The 19,486-nt window shown below is 35.7% G+C and carries 18 protein-coding genes; 12 read left to right on the top strand and 6 right to left on the bottom strand.

The window, feature by feature from the left end; translation table 11 throughout:
• Positions 1-837: 837 nt before the first annotated feature.
• Positions 838-2,028: a phosphoglycerate kinase gene (locus DRF59_RS05635; RefSeq protein WP_115957617.1), complete on the bottom strand. Its 1,191-nt coding sequence runs from the start codon at positions 2,026-2,028 to the stop codon at positions 838-840.
• Between the two features lie 648 nt (positions 2,029-2,676).
• Between DRF59_RS05635 and rpiB the strand changes: the two genes are divergently transcribed.
• The 7 genes from rpiB to tsaB all read left to right on the top strand — a co-directional run bounded on the left by rpiB (position 2,677) and on the right by tsaB (position 9,318).
• Positions 2,677-3,111 carry a ribose 5-phosphate isomerase B gene (gene rpiB, locus DRF59_RS05630; RefSeq protein WP_115957615.1) on the top strand — a complete coding sequence of 145 codons (435 nt, stop codon included), beginning with the start codon at positions 2,677-2,679 and terminating at the stop codon, positions 3,109-3,111.
• A gap of 314 nt (positions 3,112-3,425) precedes the next feature.
• Entirely contained in the window at positions 3,426-5,579 is a 2,154-nt protein-coding gene (gene rnr, locus DRF59_RS05625; protein WP_115957613.1) for a ribonuclease R, read from the top strand.
• Between the two features lie 154 nt (positions 5,580-5,733).
• On the top strand, positions 5,734-6,420 hold the full coding sequence (locus DRF59_RS05620) for a LysE family translocator (protein ID WP_115957611.1): 687 nt from the start codon (positions 5,734-5,736) through the stop codon (positions 6,418-6,420).
• The gene (locus DRF59_RS05615) at positions 6,417-7,346 is read left to right on the top strand and encodes a S66 peptidase family protein (protein WP_115957609.1); all 930 of its coding nucleotides are present in this window, start codon (positions 6,417-6,419) and stop codon (positions 7,344-7,346) included. Before DRF59_RS05620 ends, DRF59_RS05615 begins: the two co-directional genes overlap by 4 nt.
• A 37-nt stretch (positions 7,347-7,383) precedes the next feature.
• Positions 7,384-7,755 (top strand): YraN family protein, encoded by a 372-nt coding sequence (locus DRF59_RS05610; protein WP_115957607.1) that lies wholly within the window; start codon positions 7,384-7,386, stop codon positions 7,753-7,755.
• Between the two features lie 60 nt (positions 7,756-7,815).
• Positions 7,816-8,565 (top strand): SDR family NAD(P)-dependent oxidoreductase, encoded by a 750-nt coding sequence (locus DRF59_RS05605; RefSeq protein WP_115957605.1) that lies wholly within the window; start codon positions 7,816-7,818, stop codon positions 8,563-8,565.
• A 78-nt stretch (positions 8,566-8,643) separates the two neighbouring features.
• Complete coding sequence (gene tsaB, locus DRF59_RS05600; protein WP_115957603.1) at positions 8,644-9,318, top strand: tRNA (adenosine(37)-N6)-threonylcarbamoyltransferase complex dimerization subunit type 1 TsaB; 675 nt, start codon at positions 8,644-8,646, stop codon at positions 9,316-9,318.
• Between the two features lie 63 nt (positions 9,319-9,381).
• On the opposite strand, the gene porW is transcribed toward tsaB, so the two are convergent.
• From porW to DRF59_RS05580, 4 genes are all read right to left on the bottom strand, one after another.
• Entirely contained in the window at positions 9,382-11,970 is a 2,589-nt protein-coding gene (porW, locus tag DRF59_RS05595) for a type IX secretion system periplasmic lipoprotein PorW/SprE (protein WP_115957601.1), read from the bottom strand.
• Positions 11,971-12,116: 146 nt separating this feature from the next.
• Positions 12,117-12,680 carry a Maf family protein gene (locus tag DRF59_RS05590; RefSeq protein WP_115957599.1) on the bottom strand — a complete coding sequence of 188 codons (564 nt, stop codon included), beginning with the start codon at positions 12,678-12,680 and terminating at the stop codon, positions 12,117-12,119.
• 8 nt (positions 12,681-12,688) lie between these two features.
• Positions 12,689-13,207, bottom strand: coding sequence for a KdsC family phosphatase (locus DRF59_RS05585; protein WP_115957597.1), 519 nt, complete (start codon positions 13,205-13,207; stop codon positions 12,689-12,691).
• A complete protein-coding gene (locus DRF59_RS05580) occupies positions 13,197-13,946 on the bottom strand; it encodes a Rossmann-like and DUF2520 domain-containing protein (protein WP_115957595.1) in 750 nt (249 codons plus the stop codon). The genes DRF59_RS05585 and DRF59_RS05580 overlap by 11 nt, the downstream gene beginning before the upstream one ends.
• Before the next feature lie 181 nt (positions 13,947-14,127).
• Here DRF59_RS05580 and DRF59_RS05575 point away from each other — a divergent pair, with 181 nt between their 5' ends.
• From DRF59_RS05575 to lepA, 5 genes are all read left to right on the top strand, one after another.
• On the top strand, positions 14,128-14,679 hold the full coding sequence (locus tag DRF59_RS05575) for an RNA polymerase sigma factor (RefSeq protein WP_115957593.1): 552 nt from the start codon (positions 14,128-14,130) through the stop codon (positions 14,677-14,679).
• Positions 14,680-14,696: 17 nt separating this feature from the next.
• Entirely contained in the window at positions 14,697-15,239 is a 543-nt protein-coding gene (locus DRF59_RS05570; protein ID WP_115957591.1) for a hypothetical protein, read from the top strand.
• Positions 15,240-15,245: 6 nt separating this feature from the next.
• Positions 15,246-15,755 (top strand): hypothetical protein, encoded by a 510-nt coding sequence (locus DRF59_RS05565; protein ID WP_115957589.1) that lies wholly within the window; start codon positions 15,246-15,248, stop codon positions 15,753-15,755.
• A 100-nt stretch (positions 15,756-15,855) separates the two neighbouring features.
• Entirely contained in the window at positions 15,856-16,875 is a 1,020-nt protein-coding gene (locus tag DRF59_RS05560) for a hypothetical protein (protein WP_115957587.1), read from the top strand.
• A 91-nt stretch (positions 16,876-16,966) separates the two neighbouring features.
• Positions 16,967-18,763, top strand: a complete 1,797-nt coding sequence (gene lepA / locus DRF59_RS05555; protein ID WP_115957585.1) for a translation elongation factor 4 — start codon at positions 16,967-16,969, stop codon at positions 18,761-18,763.
• A gap of 52 nt (positions 18,764-18,815) precedes the next feature.
• Here lepA and DRF59_RS05550 read toward each other — a convergent pair whose 3' ends face one another.
• Positions 18,816-19,460, bottom strand: coding sequence for a DUF1579 domain-containing protein (locus DRF59_RS05550; protein ID WP_115957583.1), 645 nt, complete (start codon positions 19,458-19,460; stop codon positions 18,816-18,818).
• Between the last annotated feature and the right edge of the window lie 26 nt (positions 19,461-19,486).

Here is a 19,486-nt window from a genome sequence, read left to right as displayed (position 1 = left end):
GTCTTAACAGTTTTCTTCAGATTCTTCTAATTTAAATTAAAATGATAATATTGAAAATCAGTCAAAATAATTATTATAAATCAAAACCAAAAAGCAGTAGACATAATTTGAAAGTTGTCAGAAAAAATAAAATGAAAAGCCATTATAAGCTTCAATACTAAAACAAAATAAAATTCCCATAAATCAATTCTTACAGTAAAATTTGATAAGAAAATTGTTAACTTATTCATTCTATATTATTTAATGAAGTGTAAGAATTAAAAACAATTCCAATAAAAACATTCAAAATGTAGTTTATTAGTTGATAATCAAAATGATATAATACATTCACAATTATATGAAATAAACAAGTATATAAATGACTTTATTAAAAAATAATTGTAAAATTATTCCGGGAAGCAACATAAAAAATAATTCTGTTTCAGGAAAAAGATTATAAAGTCAGAAGCTAAAAATTATCTCTTAAATTGATTAGATTAAATCTCATTTCGCAGACACCAGAAAATAAATATCAAAATGAAATACATTCAAAAATGTTTCTAAAATAAGGGTCTTTAATTGATAATATCTGGCTGAAAATCGAGCCATTTGTTTTCAAAAAAACGCAGGAAGAATAAGAATGAATTTTAAAAATTCCAGAATTATAGAGAAAAATACAGGCAAAGAAAATTACAATAAAACTCAGGTAATTGATAAAGAACGACACTACTCTATATAACTATAAGTTATATCTAAAACACATTGGAAATATCAATGAATAAAGGGTTTTCTTTAAGTTACGGAGATAAAAAAAGTCTGCTCATTACATTAGCAGACTTTAAAATATTTTTTTTCCTGTTAATTATTGATTGCAGCTACACCTGGTAACTCAAGCCCTTCAAGACTTTCAAGCATTGCTCCTCCTCCGGTAGAAACATAACTTACTTTATCAGCATACCCGAATTGTTTAACGAAAGCAACACTATCTCCGCCACCAACTAGAGAAAAAGCTCCTAATCTTGTAGCTTCAGCAATACTGTCTCCAAGAGCAATTGTTCCTCCTGCAAAATTTGACATTTCAAAAACCCCAATTGGTCCATTCCAAAGAATGGTTCTTGAATTTAATAGTACATCGTTGAACTGGTCCCTTGATTTATGGCCAGCATCCAGCCCCATCCAACCTTCAGGTATTGCATATATATCAGCTTCTTTCCTCTCAGCATCATTACTGAAACTCTCAGCAATGATTGCATCCGATGGCAAATACACTTTTACTTTATGTTCTTTAGCTTTACCAAGAATTTCTAAAGCCAATGGAAGCTTATCCTCCTCGACCAAGGAATTTCCGATTTTTCCACCAAGAGCCTTAATAAAAGTAAACGCCATACCTCCACCAATGATCAGGTTGTCTACAGCAGGAAGAATATTCTCTATAATGGTAATTTTAGTTGAAACTTTAGATCCACCAAGAATTGCTGTAACAGGTCTCTCGCCGCTTTTTAATACTCTGTCTATAGCATGAAGTTCTTTGCTTATTAATAAACCGAAATATTTAGTTGAAGGAAAATATTGAGCAATTACAGCAGTAGAAGCATGGGCACGATGAGCAGTTCCGAATGCATCGTTTACATATGCATCTCCTAACTTGGCGAGTTGCTCCGCAAATCCCGGATCTCCTTTCTCCTCTTCATTATGAAAACGTACATTTTCCAATAATAAGATCTCACCAGGCTTTAATTCAGAAGCTGCTTTCTCTGCTTTTTCCCCTATACATTCATCAACAAATTTAACTTCTTTTTCTAAAACAGTGGAAACTTCCTCTACAATATGCTTAAGGGAAAATTCATCTTTAACTTCTCCTTTTGGCCTTCCAAGATGAGTCATCAAAATTACAGAACCTCCATCATTAAGAATTTTTTCAACGGTAGGCTTTACTGCCACAATTCTTGTATTATCTGTTACTTTAAGCTGATCATCCTGCGGAACATTGAAATCCACTCTCACCAGAGCCTTTTTGTCTTTAAAATTGAAATCATTAATTGTTTTCATAAATAGATTTATTTGTTTTTCCGAACTCAAATATCCACCCGTCTAATGCAAATCCCTGTTTACTTTCAGATAATTTAAGGCAGGCCGATTTAATAGAGTTCATTGCATTTTCTTTTCACAAATGTAAGCTTTTAAACTTTTTCAACAGATTCATTCAAATAAAAGTTTTCAAAAACTTTCCCCATCCCCAATCATCCATTAATCAACAATTTTTTTCTCTTTAAAAAAAAGAATATTGTCTTTGTTGTTGAGTGTTGTTAGTTTCGGGGATAAGTTTTTGCTTAAAATTTTATAACATTTTGTTTTTACTAAACTCATATTTAATTCACATTATAAATTACTGTAATACTGCTCTTTGATATACTTATTAACAGGTGTGGATAACTCTGTTTAAAGCCTATTATTAGTTATTTTATTATGGAAAAAGATTGGATTTGTTGAAGAAAACATTTAGAAAGTTGTGATAAAATTTTTCACAAACCTTTTCTATTACAAAATAAATTGATCATTAAAAACAAGAAGTTGAGAAAAGTTTTCCACAGTTACTAACAGGTATTTTCACAATTAACTCCCGGTTTACTAACATGAATTGTTATTATTGTTACCTTTGTAGAGAAATAGAATCGAAAAAAGCTTAATGAAAGTATTATGAAAAGAAAAATTGCTATTGCAGCGGACCATGCAGGCTATGAATATAAAGAGATTGTTAAAAACTATCTTTCAGAACGTTTTGAAATTCAGGATTTTGGCACGTTTTCCACAGACAGTGTGGATTATCCGGATTTTGTTCACCCTGCTGCCACTTCTGTGGAAAACGGGGAAAATGAGCTTGGTATTTTAATCTGTGGAAGCGGAAACGGGGTCCAGATTACGGCGAATAAACATCAGAAGATCAGATGTGCACTTTGCTGGATGCCGGAGATTGCAACACTTGCCAGACAGCATAATAATGCCAATATGATTTCAATCCCGGCAAGGTTTATATCAAAAGAACTGGCAATTGAAATTGTAGACCGGTTTCTTTCAACAGATTTTGAAGGAGGAAGACACCAGAACAGGGTTGATAAAATTGCAGTATGCTAAAATATAAGGGCTCGTAAAACGTTTACGGGCCTTTTTATTTTTTATTTGTATCTTTGCATGGCAGGGAGAAACTATACTCTACAATTCCCCGGCTCTTTTTATAAAAATTAAAACACACTTTATAAAAGGTTTTTCTCTTTTCTTCTCCATATTTGTATTAAATTTATACAGAACTAAAGCTCCCGTTATATATATACTGAACAGACTTTAAAAAAGTTTTTTCAAAAACAGATAATTTATTTAAAACAATAACAGGACATATTAAATGGTTTTTACCTAGAGTTGAAAATCAAAAAACAATTAAAAGAATTAAAATGCCAAAAAAAAGAAAATATATAAGTCATAAAAATGATTTGAAACTAATGGAGATCGGCAGACTGATCTTACGTTTCATGAATGCTAATGCATCTAAAATTTATAATTATAAACAAATTGCTGACGGGATCGACTATAAGAACCCGAGACAAAGAGAATTGGTGATCCAGGCTCTTCATAAACTTCAGGCTTCAGAAAAAATAAAGGAAGTTGAAAGAGGCAAATATATTGTGAATTTGAAAATCGCAGGAACACTGACCGGAATTATTGATTTTAATCAAACCGGTAATGCCTATGTTAATGTAGAAGGAATAGAAGATGATATCTTTATCCATTCCAAAAATGTTAAAGATGCCTTACAAGGTGATAAGGTTCTTATTATAACTTATCATTATAAAGGGAAAAAACTGGAGGGCTCTGTACTGGAAGTTCTGGAAAGAAACCGAACTGAATTTGTTGGAACTTTTCAAAAGGTTGCCCATAAAGATTTCGGATTTGTTGTTTGTGATAAAAAAACAATTAATACAGATATCTTTATTCCAAAAACAAAATTCAATAATGCGGAAGACGGAGATAAGGTAGTCGTGAAAATGACGGAATGGAAACCTGGTGATAAGAATCCTGAAGGAGAAATTATACAGGTACTGGGAGCTCCCGGCGAACACGAAACGGAGATCCATTCTATTCTTGCTGAGTATGGCCTGCCCTATGAGTTTCCGCAGGAAGTAGAATTGGATGCAGATAAGATTGACAGGACCATTACTGATGAAGAAGTGGCAAGACGCTGGGATATGAGACAAATCTGTACCTTTACGATTGACCCTAAAGATGCCAAAGACTTTGATGATGCCCTTTCTATACGGAAACTTGAAAACGGAAACTGGGAAATAGGAGTTCATATTGCAGATGTATCCCATTATGTAGTTCCGGGAACAATTCTTGATGATGAAGCATATCAGAGGGCAACTTCAGTTTATCTTGTCGACAGGGTGGTACCGATGCTGCCGGAAGTTTTGAGTAATGATGTCTGTTCACTTCGTCCCCATGAGGACAAATATACCTTTTCGGCAGTTTTTGAGCTGAATGATCAGGCGGAAATTCAAAAACAGTGGTTCGGAAGAACAGTTATTCATTCCGACAGAAGATTTACTTATGAAGAAGCTCAGGAACGTATTGAAACTGGTAAAGGTGATCTGGCTGAAGAAATCAATACCTTAGACAGGCTCGCTAAAATAATGCGTAATGAGCGGATCAGAAAAGGAGCAATTACGTTTGACAGAAGTGAAGTAAGATTCAATCTTGATGAAAATAATGAGCCTGTAGGGGTTTATTTTAAAATAAGTAAAGATTCCAATCACCTGATTGAAGAATTTATGCTTTTAGCGAATAAAAAAGTTTCTGAATTTGTTTCATTAACAAGAAAAGGTGAAATAACAAATAATACATTTATTTACAGGGTTCATGATGATCCCGATCCTGCCAAACTTGAAGCCTTAAGAGACTTTGTTTCCACATTCGGATATAAAATGAACCTGGCTAATACGAAAAAAGTAGCAGAATCATTAAATAAACTGCTTCATGATGTTAAAGGAAAAGGCGAAGAAAATATGATCGAGACTCTGGCTATGCGAAGCATGAGTAAAGCAGTGTATTCTACAGAGCCTATTGGTCACTACGGCCTTGGTTTTGAATATTATACGCACTTTACCTCTCCTATCCGCCGTTATCCTGACTTGATTGCCCATCGTTTGCTGCAGCATTACCTCGATGGCGGAAAGTCTCCCAACAGACATGAACTGGAGGAAAAAGCAAAACACTGCAGCTCAATGGAAAGGCTGGCTGCTGATGCAGAAAGAGATTCTATTAAGTTTATGCAGGTGAAGTTTATGGAAAAACACCTGGGAGAAACTTTCAGAGGAGTAATTTCAGGAGTAGCAGAATTCGGGTTCTGGGTTGAAATCCCTGAAAATGGTGCAGAAGGGCTGATCAAACTGAGAGATCTTGTAGATGATTCATATATGTTTGATGCAAAAACCCATGCTGTGTATGGCGTCAGACATGGAAAAAAATACCAGTTGGGAGACGAAGTTCAGATTAAAGTGGTTAAAGCCAATCTGATTCAAAAGCAATTAGACTTTAAGATTGTTGATTAATTTTAATAATTGACAGATAAACTTAGGCTGTTTCACTGAAACAGCCTAAATATTTTATTACAGTTGATATATAACAACTTTATTGAATAATTAAATCATAAAGTCTAACTTTGTATTAAACGTAATGAATTTTTTTCATTTAAAACACCACTTAATGCTAGAACTTGTACTATCTGCCATTATATTAGGATTCATGCTGAGTCTGGTTTTTATAGGACCTATTTTCTTCCTGTTAATAGAAACCAGCTTTTCCCGGGGTCCCCGGCATGCATTATCGTTGGACCTGGGCGTGATCACTGCAGATTTGTTATGTATCGTAGCTGCTTATTATGCCAGTGCTGATATTGTTACTTTAATAGATAAACATCCTGGTTTTTACAGAATTACATCAATTCTCATTTTCATCTACGGAATAGTAATGCTGGTTACCAAAACCAAAATGCATATGCCGGGTGAAGAAAAAATTATCAGCCAAAACTATATCAAAACCTTTTTTAATGGTTTTTTCTTTAATCTTTTGAATGTAGGGGTAATCCTTTTCTGGCTGGTAACGGTAATTTCTGTAAGAAATCAATATCCGGATACCGGAAATTTTGTTTTATACATAGGTATCGTAATTGCAACTTATCTGTGTATTGACCTTGCCAAAATATTCCTTGCCAAACAATTTCACGATAAACTTACCCAGAAATTAGCGAACCAGATCAGACGGGTGGTTGGCGTTATTCTCATTTTTTTCAGTTTCTTTATCTTCCTTCAGAGTTTTAAAAAATTCAATCAGTTTGAAAGGCAACTTGAAGAAGCAGAAAAAAAAGAAGTTAAATATCAAAAAACAAAATGAAAAAAAATATTTTTCCAGAACCTCTGAAAAAAGGAGCAAAAATAGCTATTATTTCTCCGGCCGGGGCAGTAGATCCATCCCAGTTGGAAAAAGGAATAGAAATGATTAAAAATAAAGGCTTTGAGCCGGTTTTAGGTGAACATCTTTATTCCAGGTTTTCAAACGGCTATACTTATGCCGGAACAGAAAAGGAAAGAATAAAAGATATCAATTGGGCTCTGAATGATAAAGAAATCAGTGCAATCTGGGCTTCCAGAGGCGGCTATGGATGTCAGCATCTTATTCAGCATCTTAAGCTGAAAAACTTTGAAGAAAATCCGAAATGGTACATTGGGTACTCTGACAATACTGTAATTCAAAGTTATCTGCTGAAAAAAGGCTTTGTATCCATCCACGGACAGACCATCAAAACATCAAGCTTTGGAGTTACTGATGAAAGCTACGATCTAATTTTCGATACTTTAAGAGGAAAAACTCTAAAATATAACCTTGAATCCCATCAGTTAAATAAAAAAGGGACTATTGAAGGAGAATTGGTAGGAGGTAATTTAGCCCTTATCTATGCCCTGTTAGGAAGCAGATATTCTTTTGACTTTAAAGATAAAATCCTGTTTATCGAAGATATTGGTGAAAACTTCTATGCACTGGACCGTATGATTATGAGTCTTGAGCTGGCTGGGGTTTTCAATAAAATCAGAGGACTTATTGTCGGAGGCATGACGAATATGGGAGATGAAAAAGAAAATAAAAACTATGAGGAAAGTTTTGATGAATTTGCTTACAAGCTGATTTCTGAAAGAATTTCAAAATATAAATTTCCGGTAGTGTTTGGTTTTCCGAACGGACATATTAAAGATAACAGGCCGCTTTTGATCGGAGGAATAGCTCACATAAAAATCGGGACTAAAGTAAAGATTGAATTTTAAATACTTCTCTCCCATTCTTAATCCCCAATGTTAATGTATGGCAAAACACAATGAATTTGGAAAGATAGCTGAGGATATGGCTTCTGTTTATCTTCAAAAAAACGGCTATAAAATTCTTACAAGAAACTTTCGTTTTCAGAAAGCTGAGATAGATATCATTGCTGAAAAGGAAAATCTTGTTATTGTTGTTGAAGTAAAGGCACGATCTACGGATACATTTATATTGCCTCAGGAAGCTGTTACCAAAGCAAAAATAAAATCCATTGTTTCTGCCGCCAATCATTACCTCGAAGAATTTAATAAAGATAAGGAAGTGAGGTTTGATATCATTTCAATTCTTCCTGATGAAAAGAAAAATTTAATTATTGACCATATAGCAGATGCGTTTCAGGCATTTGATGCAAATTGATGTTCAGTATACTCCCCTATTTTTTTAAGAGAGTATACCGTGTATTTAAAATTTTAATTTATGAAAACAATATTAATCACCGGAGCTACTTCAGGAATAGGAAAAGCAACAGCAGAATTGCTTGCAAAACAAGGAAACAGAATAATTATCTGCGGAAGGAGGATTCAGGCACTGCAATCATTAGAAAAAGAATTATCTTTATTAACCGAAATATTTAGTTTAATTTTTGATGTGAGAGACCTTAAAGACGTTGAATCAGCGATCGGTTCCCTTCCTGAGAACTGGAAAGATATTGACGTCCTGATCAATAATGCCGGAAATGCTCACGGCCTTGATCCTCTTTCAGAAGGTAAGACCGATGACTGGGATTCTATGATCGACGGAAATGTTAAGGGACTACTTTATGTTTCCAAGATGATTATTCCCGGTATGAAAACTAAAAACATAGGTCATATAGTAAATATCAGTTCAGTAGCGGCAAGGCAGACTTATACGAACGGAGTTGTGTATTGTGCTACAAAAAAGGCTGTTGATGTAATTTCGGAAGGAATGAGACTGGAGCTTACGGAATTTGGAATTAAAGTAACCAATATTCAGCCGGGTGCTGTGGAAACAGATTTTTCACTCGTAAGATTCAAAGGAGATAGTGAAAGAGCTGCGGGTGTATATGCGGGATATGATGCTTTAAAAGCGGAGGATATTGCGGATGCAATTGCTTATTGTGTAAATGCTCCTAAACATGTTACTGTTTCGGATATGACCATTTATCCGAGTGCGCAGGCAGAACCCAGAACAATCTACAGGAAATAATCTCAAAATAATGGATTAAATTTGCAGAATATTAAAAGCAATTTTGTCTTGCAACTTTGCAGTAGTTAAAATAAAAAAATGAAAATTTTATATCTTGAGACGTCTTCTAAAAATTGTTCCGTAGCCATTTCAGATAACGAAAAGCTGCTATGTCTTTGTGAAGAAGTTTCTGAAAACTATAAACAATCGGAAAGCCTTCATACTTTTGTAGAGTGGGCACTGGAAGGTGCCGGTATTTCACTGAAAGAAGTAGAAGCTGTTTCTCTGGGGAAAGGACCAGGTTCTTATACCGGATTAAGAATCGGAGCTGCCTCTGCAAAGGGGTTTTGTTATGGACTGAATATTCCTTTGGTTGCTATGAATTCTTTAGAAAGCATGATAGAGCCTTTTTTAGGGCATAACTATGACTTTATAGTACCTTTGATCGATGCGAGAAGAATGGAGGTTTATACGGCTGTTTATGACGGTCAGACAGGAAAAGAGATCAGGGAAACAGAAGCAAAGATTTTGGACGAAACGTCTTTTCAAGAATTTAAAGATAAAAAGGTAGTATTTGTTGGTGACGGAGCACTGAAAGCTAGAGAGATCTTGCAACTCCCTCTATCGGATTTTAAAACGGACATCTACCCTTCTGCACAATATCTGGTAAAAAGATCACTTGAAAAAATAGAAAAGAAAGAGTTTGAAGATACGGCATATTTTGAACCCTTTTATTTAAAAGATTTTCATGGGGTTAAGAAAAACAAGTCTTAAGATTGTGAGCAGGAAATAACGAAATATCATAAAAAAGCGAAGAGTAAATCTTCGCTTTTTATTTTATTGTGGTCTTGGCGGAATTGTCGGGTCCGAAGAAGCATCTAATACTTTATTCTTCTTTTTTGGCTGACTATTAGGCTTTTGTGGAGTAGCCGGACCAAGATCTACCGATTGAACTTTATTCATATCCGGCCTTTGCGGGACATCACTATCCTGAACCGATGGAGACTGGTCGTTTTGAACCGGATTGGTTACAGGCTGCTGCGGTATGGCATTTCCTTTATTATCCGTAGCCTGAAAGCTGAGATCACTTTTAAGATAATTAAGCATTTCCTTAGCCCTTACGCCTTCCGGAGTTTTAGAATAATTCAGGGCAATCTGTTCCAGTTGCAGAATCATAACTTCTTTCCCACTTGACTTGCCGGCATTGAAGGCATTCAGCAGATAAAGTTTGGGAACCAGCGCATCTTTTGGATATTTCTGGATGGCTTGGTCAATTATGTCCTTACTCTCAGAAAATTTTTCAGATTCAAATAATGCATAAGCCTTTTTATATTCATTTTCAACATCTTCAGTTGACTTTACAAATGAATTGTTTTTCGGGTTTCTTGCAAATTCCGCATATGAAGTATAAGGATAATCTGTCAGAAGGATTTGCTTTGCTCTCTCTGAAGCCTGGGGATTCTTCTCATAGTTCATTGCAAAAATTTCATACAGTGCCTGAAGCATAACCTTTTCTTCTGGTTTTACATCTATAAGGTCATATAATGTTTTTGTAGCCAGAGGGGTATTGGTGAAATAATTCTGATACATGACTCCAAGCCCCAGGGAAGCCGTATCCCTGTCTTTTTTCAACTGGGCCAATTTGCCTTGATCCGTTGGAATCTGTTCAATATAATAAGCCGGTTCGAAACGTCTTGGGTTAGGAGCGGAAGTCACTCCTAAAGCTTCATTTTTCATATCTTCAATAGAAGTCATTTTCTTTGAAAAACGCCAGTTATCAGCGAGTGCTCTTTCTCCCCAGATTTGCTTAAATGAAGAAGTACCTTTACTGACAGTTCCGTTATTACTGAAATAAAAACCTTTCGTGGTTACTCCGAAATCTTCAAAAGCATTGGTGTTATTTGCAAAAATAGAATTTGCATTATAGTCCCCGGTATCAAAACCTTTATTTCTTTCAGCCCGTCTTCTCTCCTGCTCTTCCTTTTCTTCCTTGATCTTAAGCTTGGCAATATATTTAGAGAAAAAATCGGTTCTTTGAGCATCGCTCATTTTTGCTAAAGAAAGAATACTGTCATTTTTTTTGATCAGATAATAATTCCTGGAAATTTTTTTGATGTATTCAGACTGATCCTGCAGTAATATTTTTGAGGGTTCATAGGTCATTACTGCCAGGGCAGAATCATAATAACTTCCGGCACCGATGTAATCATTTTTTTCCAGGTAACTCTTCCCTATTTCATAATAAGCCAATCCACGGATCTGTGGATCAGAAACCTTTTCAAATAATGATTTTCTGAAAAATTGCTGAGCTTCATCTTTTTTTCCTGCTTTATTAGCCATCAGACCCAGGGCATAGTAAAATTCATTTTTTCTGGAACCATAAGTCCCCTTTTTACTGATTCCCTCCAGATAGTTTTTAGCACCGTTATAATCACCTTTTCCATTAAAGGTTTTAGCGATGGCAATCTGGGATTTTACTTCGAACTCAAAATCATTTGCATATTTATAAGCTGATGCATAGCTTTCCCTCGCTTTTTCATTTTGCCCCAGATTTTCAAGTACCTGACCCCTCAGATAAGCAATTCTGCTTTTAAGTTTTCTGTTCGTATTCAAATCATAGGCAATATCAAGCTCTCTGGCAGCTTCTTCTTTTTTTCCGGCATCCAAAAGAGATTCGGAATAATAAATACTTAGCAGCTTGGCGTAGTTCTTATTGATATCCTCCCCCTTTAATTTGGCAAAGGTTTCATGAGCCCTGTGATAATCTTTAATCTTGTCATATGCCAGCCCCTGATATATTCTGGCCAGTGGAAGCCTTTTATCATCTTTCATGTGGGTGAAAACATAATTAAGAGCATCCAGTGCCTCCAAAGGTTTATTCTGGTAAATCCTGGATTGGGCAAGAATCATATAAGCCTCAAAAATCTGCTTATTCTTTTCTTCACCGTTTCTGATCACTGAATATTTATTAATAGCTTTCAGAGCCTTAGCTTCTGCAATTTCCAAAGTAGTAGCTCCCTTGGTTTGTCCTTCCTCTTCCTGATTAGTCTCAGTATTTCCAGGCATATTGCCCTGCATGCCCGGAATATTGGGAATTCCGGAATTATTTCTACCGGAAGGTTTTGAATTGGCTACTTCTGCCATTTTCATGGAATTTTCTGCAAAAGCAGCAGACTGGCCAAGATCACTACCCAGAGGTTGCTCTTCGTAAGTAAGAATAGGGATATAAGGTGCATAAAAATTATCTTTATGTCCTTTATCCCGGGATGTAAATTCACTCTCCAATGCATCTTTGGCATTAAAAAGGGTGTTGTAATATGTAGAAAAACCTTTTAATAGCTTAGACCGCTGCTCCGGCTTTTTTGTTTTGGTAGCACACGAAGCAACAATACATATCACTAAAAGGAACAATATATTCTTTTTCATTATTTCAATATAACTCGCTAATCTGCTTTTTATTATCAGCAGTTTGATGATTTTGTAAAAATAATAAAATTTTATAATGAAAAATATTTATATTTCTTGCCGAAATAATTTATTTCTTCTGTATGGTGTGGAAAAAAAAATATGAATTAAATTACAGTGTTTTCTTTTAATATGCTGTAAACCAAATGTGTGGGTAATCCCATGATGGTATAAAAGCTTCCGTTCAGATTTTTGATTTTAGCCATACCCAGCCATTCCTGAATACCATAGCTTCCTGCTTTATCAAAAGGCTTATAGTTCCGGATATAATATTCTATCTCATCATCTGTAATTTCATCAAACGTTACTTCCGCCACATCGGTTTCAGTAATTGTTTTATCAGAAGTTTTTATTGTAATCCCCGTGTATACCTGATGTATTTTTCCGGACAGACATCTGAGCATATTCCGCGCATCGTCTTCATGAGCAGGCTTACCAAGAATCTGGTCATTAATTGCAACCACAGTGTCAGCAGTTAATAAAATTTCATCTCCCGCCAGTGTTCTGAAAGTATCTGCCTTCAATTGAGACAAATAAGAAGCTGCTTCTTCTATTTTGATGTGTTCAGGAAGGATTTCTTCACAGTCTATTTTTACCACTTCAAATTCAAAACCAAGACTGGAAAGCAATTCCTTTCTTCTGGGGGATTGGGATGCTAAAAGTAATCTCATGATCTTAATTAAACGGATTGGGTGTTATCATCATGCCAGTTCCCCTGAACCTTCATTACCTGCTCTATCACATCGCGTACCGCTCCGCTCCCTCCCTTTTTTGGAGAGATATAGTTTGAAATGCCTTTAACTTCGGGAACCGCGTTTTCGGGGCAGGCTGCAATAGCTGAGTTTTCCATGATATGAATATCCGGAAGATCATCACCCATGGTCAGGATCTCATCATTTTTTAGGTTATACTTCCTTTTGAAATCCTCAAAATCTGCCATTTTATTGTGAGATTTCGGATAGTAATCCTGAATTCCAAGGTAATTGATTCTGTGTTTCACCATTTCATCATTTCCTCCGGTAATAACACCTATTAAATAATTGTTTTTTAAGGCCTTGACAACGGCATAACCATCCAGGACATTCATTACCCTGCACATATTTCCTCCGGGAAGAAGATACACACTTCCGTCTGTGAAAACACCGTCAACATCAAATACAAATGCCTTAATATCTTTTAATTTCTCTTTATAGCTCATACATTTTCTGAATAGAATGATTCATTGTTTTATATATGTCAAGACTCTCGTCCTTTAATAACTGTTCATGCAGTTGTAAAATCCTGACATCATTTCTTACGGCAGGTCCGGTTTGCGCCTCTTTAGGTTCAATCGTATGAATTTTCTGAACTGTTTCATCAATTAAGGGCAAAAAATAGTCAAACGGAATTCCCTGGGAATCTGAAATTTCTTTGGCTCTGGAAAAAAGATGATTTACAAAGTTGCAGGCAAAAACGGCTGTCAGATGAATATACTTTCTTTTTTCATGAGTACTTTCCATTACCCTTCCCGAAATTTTTGAAGCAAGATCCAACAATAGTTTTTGGTCTTCATCATTTTCAGCCTCTACAAAAAACGGAATTTTTTCATATTCAAGTTCTTTGGATTTCGAAAAAGTCTGTAAAGGGTAGAAACTGGATTTCCGATACTCACCGGCAAGAACTTCTTTAGGAAGAGACCCTGAAGTATGCGCAACCAGACAGTTTTTTCCGGGAATGATCTTCGAAACTTCTTCTACAGAATGATCACTTACACAGATGATATAAAGATCTGCCTTTTCCAGATGAGCTGTGGAGTAGGGAATGTTTAATTCTTCGGAAATTTTACTTAATTCTTTTTCGTTCCTCCCAAATAACTGGGTCACAGGAATACCTTTCAAAGTGAAAGCTTTTGCCAGATGATAGGCAACATTTCCGGAACCGATAATTACAATTTGCATATAACAAATATAAGATTTTAAGCCGAGCCGGGAAAGGAAGATAGCTTTGGAAATCCTGTATGTCAATATAGGCACGTTTATTGCGTAAGTGTCTCATAATATTTTTAATATTTAAATTGAAAATTGAATAATTAATTTAACTTTCAGTTATTTTTGTAATCCAAAACAATGAAGGCATCTTATGAAGATTAAGGACGCGGAAATTATTTCGTTGATGCAGAATCCACGGACCCAGGATAAAGGTGTCCGTGCCTTGATGGATGCCTATCAAAGCAGATTGTACTGGCACATAAGAAGAATTATTGTGGACGGAGATCTTGCACAGGATACTTTGCAGGAAACTTTTATTAAAGCTTATCAGAATTTTCATCAGTTCAAAAATGATAGCCAGCTGTATACCTGGTTGTACAGGATTGCTACCAACGAGGCACTGCAGCAGGTCAACAAAATGAAAAAGATGCAGAAAACTGATGAAGACCCGGAGTATCACATGCAGAATCTCGTAGCTGATAATGCAGAGGATGATGCTGAAGAAATACAGATTTTACTGCAGAACGCTATACAGAGCCTGCCCGAGAAGCAGAAACTGGTATTTATGATGCGGTATTATGATGATTTGCCCTATGAAGAAATATCAAAAATTGTAGATATGTCGGTAGGGACTCTAAAAACGAATTATCATTATGCCAAACAGAAAATAGAAGATTATATTAAAGAAAATTACGAAAAATAATTTTTGACCCAACAAAGATGAAAGAGTTCGACATAGAAAAACTAGAGCGTAAAAACATTTACGCAGTTCCTGAAAATTTGTTCGAAAATATTCAGGAGAGCGTTATAAATGATATAAAGACAAGTAGAAAAGCACCTGTCTTTAAGCTGAACTGGATGTATGCAGCAGCGGCATCACTGGCTTTGATCTTTGGAGCAACTTTTGTTTTCAATTCAGATAACGATTCTGTTCAACAGACACTGAATTCTAAAACTGCCTATGTTGCCGGTAATGGTGAGCCTAAAACAGAAAGTGAGCTGGCTTATGAAACTTTAAAATCAGATTTAACTTCTGTTGAAAATAATAATCAAACAGTTGAAAATCAAAAAAATAACAATTCGTACGCTTCAAAAAGCGCTCATGAAACTGAAAAAACAACAGAGACACCAAAACCGGTGAAAACTGTAAATAAAAAAGAAGAAATACAAATGAATGAATATTTGGACTCGTTTTCTAATTCTGAAATTGCAGAGTTAGCAAGTAATTCGACTCAGGACGTTTATTTGGATATTTATAATTAATAGAAGATGAAAAAGATATTATTGACGTTTTTGATTATTTATGGCTTTGGATTACATGCCCAAAGAACTGATTATGACTGGAAAAAGATGGATCCTAAACAGAGAAAGGAAGTCATCAATAATCTTTCTCCGGAAGAGAGAAAAGAGCTCTTAAAGAAATTCAGAAACAATATGATCATGGATAATCTTAATGTTGATCCGGATGATAAAGCCGAATTTACACAATTGTATAATGAATATCTGGATAGCCAGAAGCAGATAAAAAGTCAGTTTAATTCAAACTTTGATCCCGAAACGTTAACGGATGAGGAAGCAAAAGCTAAGTTACAGCAAAGTTTTGAAGTAGGGCAGAAGCTATTGGATAACAGAAAAAAGTACGCGGATAAAATGCAGCAGATAATTCCCTGCCAGAAAGTTCTGAAGCTGTTTCAATCCGAAAAAATGATGAAAGATAAAATGGATGAACGAAAGCCTCATGGAAATCATAATGCTTCCGGATCCAGGCAAAACCCATAATAGTTTATTTTTTTAATGTTGGACGGCTCTTACAGTTTTTCTGTAAGAGCCGTTTAATTTTTACAACAAAAAAACTTTACTTTTACCTGAAAGTTTATCTATGAAAAAAGCACTTTTCTTTTTATTGTTTCCAGTATTATTATTTGCGCAGAGAATAGAAACAATTGATCTTTCAAAATCTATTAAAGACAGTAAAAACTCTATCAAAAGTCTTACAGTGATAGATCAGAGAACAAATCAGGAAATCGGTATGGTTATGCATCATAAGGACGAAGTAAAAATTATTTTTGAAAACGACGCCAGTAAAGCCATAAAAGATTGGTTTTATAAATACAATACGGTAACAGGGAATAGTGATATGATATTTTTGTTGGAGAATTTGACTATTTCAGAAGATAAAAAAGAAAAGTATTCTATCGGAAAACTTGAATTAAGAGCAAGTACATTTATCAAGAAAGAAGATGGATATCATTTTATTGATAGAAAAGATACGACAGCAACAGTTTCATCACGTACAACACCGTATTTAGGACAAAGTTTAGCGAGAAAAGTGACTTTGATTCTTACTGATCTGTTTAAAGAATCCTATAAAGCAACACCCTGGGAGTTTGGTATTTCAGAAAATGATCTTCCTAATTATACCTCCGTATTAAAAGACAAGCTCAGTATTTTAAAAGCTGATGAGTTAAAAGACGGTGTTTATAAAGATTATTACAGCTTTTTTACTCATAATCCTGAATCTGGATTTACCTTGCAGACTAATGATAAAGGAGTGGTTACAAAAGCAGTAAAAGGAGACGATAAAATGGCAATAAGATATTTTTATGCCTTTGTGTATAAAGGAACAGCATACAAAAACATTCCTTTTGGCTATACTGAGGTTTTCAAAGACGAGAACGGAATCTTTATTGAGGCTACAAAAGCTGAATTATTTCCTGAAACGGTTACGAGCGGCGTTACAATTGGAGCAGCAGCAGGAGGTTTGATCGGAGGTGCTATCGGAGCTGTTATAGATATCAGTACGTCAAATAAAAAAAAGAATACTCAAGGAGCTAAAGTTTATCTCGACCCTTTTACAGGAAATTATGTGCTGCCGGAAAACTTTGGTAAAATGAAATAACATTTTGTTATCTGTGTTTCAGTTAAAAGAAAGAATTAAGAATGAAAAATTCTCTTGCTTTTCTTATCTTTGCAAATTACAAGATTCTTAAATGAAAAACATACGAAATTTTTGCATAATCGCCCATATCGACCATGGTAAAAGTACCCTGGCAGACCGTCTTCTGGAGTATACCAATACAGTTTCTCAAAGAGAACTGCAGGCACAGACACTGGATGATATGGATCTGGAAAAAGAAAGAGGGATTACCATCAAATCCCACGCGATCCAGATGGATTATGAATATAAAGGAGAAAAATATATTTTAAACCTGATTGATACACCGGGACACGTTGACTTTTCTTATGAAGTTTCCCGTTCCATTGCAGCATGTGAAGGTGCCCTTCTGATAGTAGATGCAGCCCAAAGTATTCAGGCACAGACCATCAGTAATCTTTATCTGGCTCTTGAGAATGATCTTACCATTATTCCGATCCTTAATAAAATTGACCTTCCTTCGGCAAACCCTGAAGAAGTAACCGATGAAATCATGAATCTTATCGGATGTGATTATGAAGATGTATTGAGAGTTTCAGGAAAAACAGGAGAAGGGGTTCATCATCTTTTGGAACAGATTGTAGAGAGAATACCGGCGCCGGTAGGGGATCCTGAGGCACCTCTTCAGGCTTTGATCTTTGACTCCGTATATAATCCGTTCAGAGGTATTGAAGCATACTTTAAAGTGGTAAACGGAAGTATTAAAAAGGGAGAAAAGGTAAAGTTCATGGCTACTGATAAAACCTATGAGGCGGATGAAGTAGGTACCTTAAAATTAAAACAGGCCCCTAAAAAAGAAATTCTGACAGGAGACGTAGGATATATTATCTCAGGAATTAAAGATGCAAGGGAAGTAAAAGTAGGAGATACGATCACATCTTTTGAAAAGCCGGCAGCTGCCCCTATCGAAGGATTTGAAGAGGTAAAGCCAATGGTATTTGCCGGTATTTATCCGATTGATTCTGAAGATTTTGAGGAGTTAAGGTTTTCATTGGAAAAGTTGAGACTGAATGATGCCTCGCTTGTTTTTGAACCGGAAAGTTCTGCAGCACTTGGTTTCGGATTCCGTTGCGGGTTCCTGGGAATGCTTCATATGGAGATTGTACAGGAGCGACTTGACAGAGAGTTCAATATGAACGTAATCACTACAGTACCTAACGTATCATACTTCGGATATTCCAAAAAGGAGCCTGAAGTTCCTATCCTGATCAATAACCCTTCTGAAATGATGGATCCGTCTATCATGGACAGGGTTGAAGAGCCTTTTATCAAAGCCTCCATTATTACAAAATCTGATTTTGTAGGACCTGTAATGACTCTTTGTATTGAAAAGAGGGGAGAAATTGTGAACCAAAGCTACCTGACTTCTGAAAGAGTAGAACTGATTTTCAATATGCCGCTTGCTGAGGTGGTATTTGATTTCTATGACAGACTAAAGTCGATTTCTAAAGGATATGCTTCTTTTGACTATCATCCAATTGGATTCAGGGCTTCCAAGCTGGTAAAAATGGATATCCTGATCAATGGTGATATGGTAGATGCTCTTTCGTCTTTGATTCACGACAGTAATGCGTATCACATTGGTAAAAAGATGTGTGAAAAACTTCGTGAACTGATCCCGAGACAACAGTTTGATATTGCTGTTCAGGCAGCACTGGGTACGAAAGTAATTGCAAGAGAGACTATTAAAGCTTTAAGAAAAGATGTTACCGCAAAATGTTACGGAGGGGATATTTCCAGAAAGCGTAAGCTATTGGAAAAGCAGAAAGAAGGTAAGAAGAAAATGAAGCAGATTGGTAGGGTAGAAGTACCGCAATCAGCGTTCATGGCTGTATTAAAGCTGAATGATTAATCCATTATAAAAATAAAAACCGCTTCTGAAGAAGCGGTTTTTTTGTTGATTTTTATTTCTTACGGGTATATTTTATTTCCATGGTTTTGTACTCTTTTCCTGTCTTGGAGTCTGGGCCGTACATTTCCAGCTTTTGAGTATTGTCATCTACGAAAGTGAAAACTTCCCTGAAATCACAATCTTTTCCAGGTCTTGAAGGATCTGTCATTTTTCCTTTAAATTCAACCGATTTTGTAGAAGGATTCCATTCTCCTTCTCCGTGCATGATTCCGGTTCCCATATTGTCGATCCATGTACTGATAAATTTCTTTTTGGAATTGTCATATCCCACAATGCTCATTCCTTCGAAAGGCATTCCCATAAAGTTTCCTTTGTGATTACTGATCTGGTAGCGTCCGTCATACATCATTTTATTGGTAGTCTCAGATTTACTCATCATAGGTTTTCCTCCGTTTTCCATCCACATGGTGGTTTCTCCTGTCCAAGCTCCATCAGATTTTGCGAGCATTTTATGCATTTCTCCCGGAGTAGAGTACTCCATCCACGCTTTCATAGCTGTTGCAGAATCTACGGGCTTCCATTCAGGTTTTGCAGCAGTAGAATCGGCCTTATCAGTACTATTGGCTGCTGTAGTTTTTCCCTTCTCACAGGCTGTTAATAAAAAAGCTGCGACAAGAATTGATAATAAATTTTTCATAATGGTTTAGTTTTAAGAAAGTTATA

This window comes from Chryseobacterium flavum, assembly GCF_003385595.1.
Lineage (GTDB): Bacteria > Bacteroidota > Bacteroidia > Flavobacteriales > Weeksellaceae > Chryseobacterium > Chryseobacterium flavum.
Note: the sequence above shows the minus strand (reverse complement) of the source record. Positions and strands in the feature narration are given on the sequence as shown.

What these genes read in the sequence shown, in the direction of transcription:
- DRF59_RS05635 (WP_115957617.1), bottom strand. Translation starts at nt 2,028, where the DNA reads ATGAAAACAATTAATGATTTCAATTTTAAAGACAAAAAGGCTCTGGTG.
- rpiB (WP_115957615.1), top strand. Translation starts at nt 2,677, where the DNA reads ATGAAAAGAAAAATTGCTATTGCAGCGGACCATGCAGGCTATGAATAT.
- rnr (WP_115957613.1), top strand. Translation starts at nt 3,426, where the DNA reads ATGCCAAAAAAAAGAAAATATATAAGTCATAAAAATGATTTGAAACTA.
- DRF59_RS05620 (WP_115957611.1), top strand. Translation starts at nt 5,734, where the DNA reads ATGCTAGAACTTGTACTATCTGCCATTATATTAGGATTCATGCTGAGT.
- DRF59_RS05615 (WP_115957609.1), top strand. Translation starts at nt 6,417, where the DNA reads ATGAAAAAAAATATTTTTCCAGAACCTCTGAAAAAAGGAGCAAAAATA.
- DRF59_RS05610 (WP_115957607.1), top strand. Translation starts at nt 7,384, where the DNA reads ATGGCAAAACACAATGAATTTGGAAAGATAGCTGAGGATATGGCTTCT.
- DRF59_RS05605 (WP_115957605.1), top strand. Translation starts at nt 7,816, where the DNA reads ATGAAAACAATATTAATCACCGGAGCTACTTCAGGAATAGGAAAAGCA.
- tsaB (WP_115957603.1), top strand. Translation starts at nt 8,644, where the DNA reads ATGAAAATTTTATATCTTGAGACGTCTTCTAAAAATTGTTCCGTAGCC.
- porW (WP_115957601.1), bottom strand. Translation starts at nt 11,970, where the DNA reads ATGAAAAAGAATATATTGTTCCTTTTAGTGATATGTATTGTTGCTTCG.
- DRF59_RS05590 (WP_115957599.1), bottom strand. Translation starts at nt 12,680, where the DNA reads ATGAGATTACTTTTAGCATCCCAATCCCCCAGAAGAAAGGAATTGCTT.
- DRF59_RS05585 (WP_115957597.1), bottom strand. Translation starts at nt 13,207, where the DNA reads ATGAGCTATAAAGAGAAATTAAAAGATATTAAGGCATTTGTATTTGAT.
- DRF59_RS05580 (WP_115957595.1), bottom strand. Translation starts at nt 13,946, where the DNA reads ATGCAAATTGTAATTATCGGTTCCGGAAATGTTGCCTATCATCTGGCA.
- DRF59_RS05575 (WP_115957593.1), top strand. Translation starts at nt 14,128, where the DNA reads ATGAAGATTAAGGACGCGGAAATTATTTCGTTGATGCAGAATCCACGG.
- DRF59_RS05570 (WP_115957591.1), top strand. Translation starts at nt 14,697, where the DNA reads ATGAAAGAGTTCGACATAGAAAAACTAGAGCGTAAAAACATTTACGCA.
- DRF59_RS05565 (WP_115957589.1), top strand. Translation starts at nt 15,246, where the DNA reads ATGAAAAAGATATTATTGACGTTTTTGATTATTTATGGCTTTGGATTA.
- DRF59_RS05560 (WP_115957587.1), top strand. Translation starts at nt 15,856, where the DNA reads ATGAAAAAAGCACTTTTCTTTTTATTGTTTCCAGTATTATTATTTGCG.
- lepA (WP_115957585.1), top strand. Translation starts at nt 16,967, where the DNA reads ATGAAAAACATACGAAATTTTTGCATAATCGCCCATATCGACCATGGT.
- DRF59_RS05550 (WP_115957583.1), bottom strand. Translation starts at nt 19,460, where the DNA reads ATGAAAAATTTATTATCAATTCTTGTCGCAGCTTTTTTATTAACAGCC.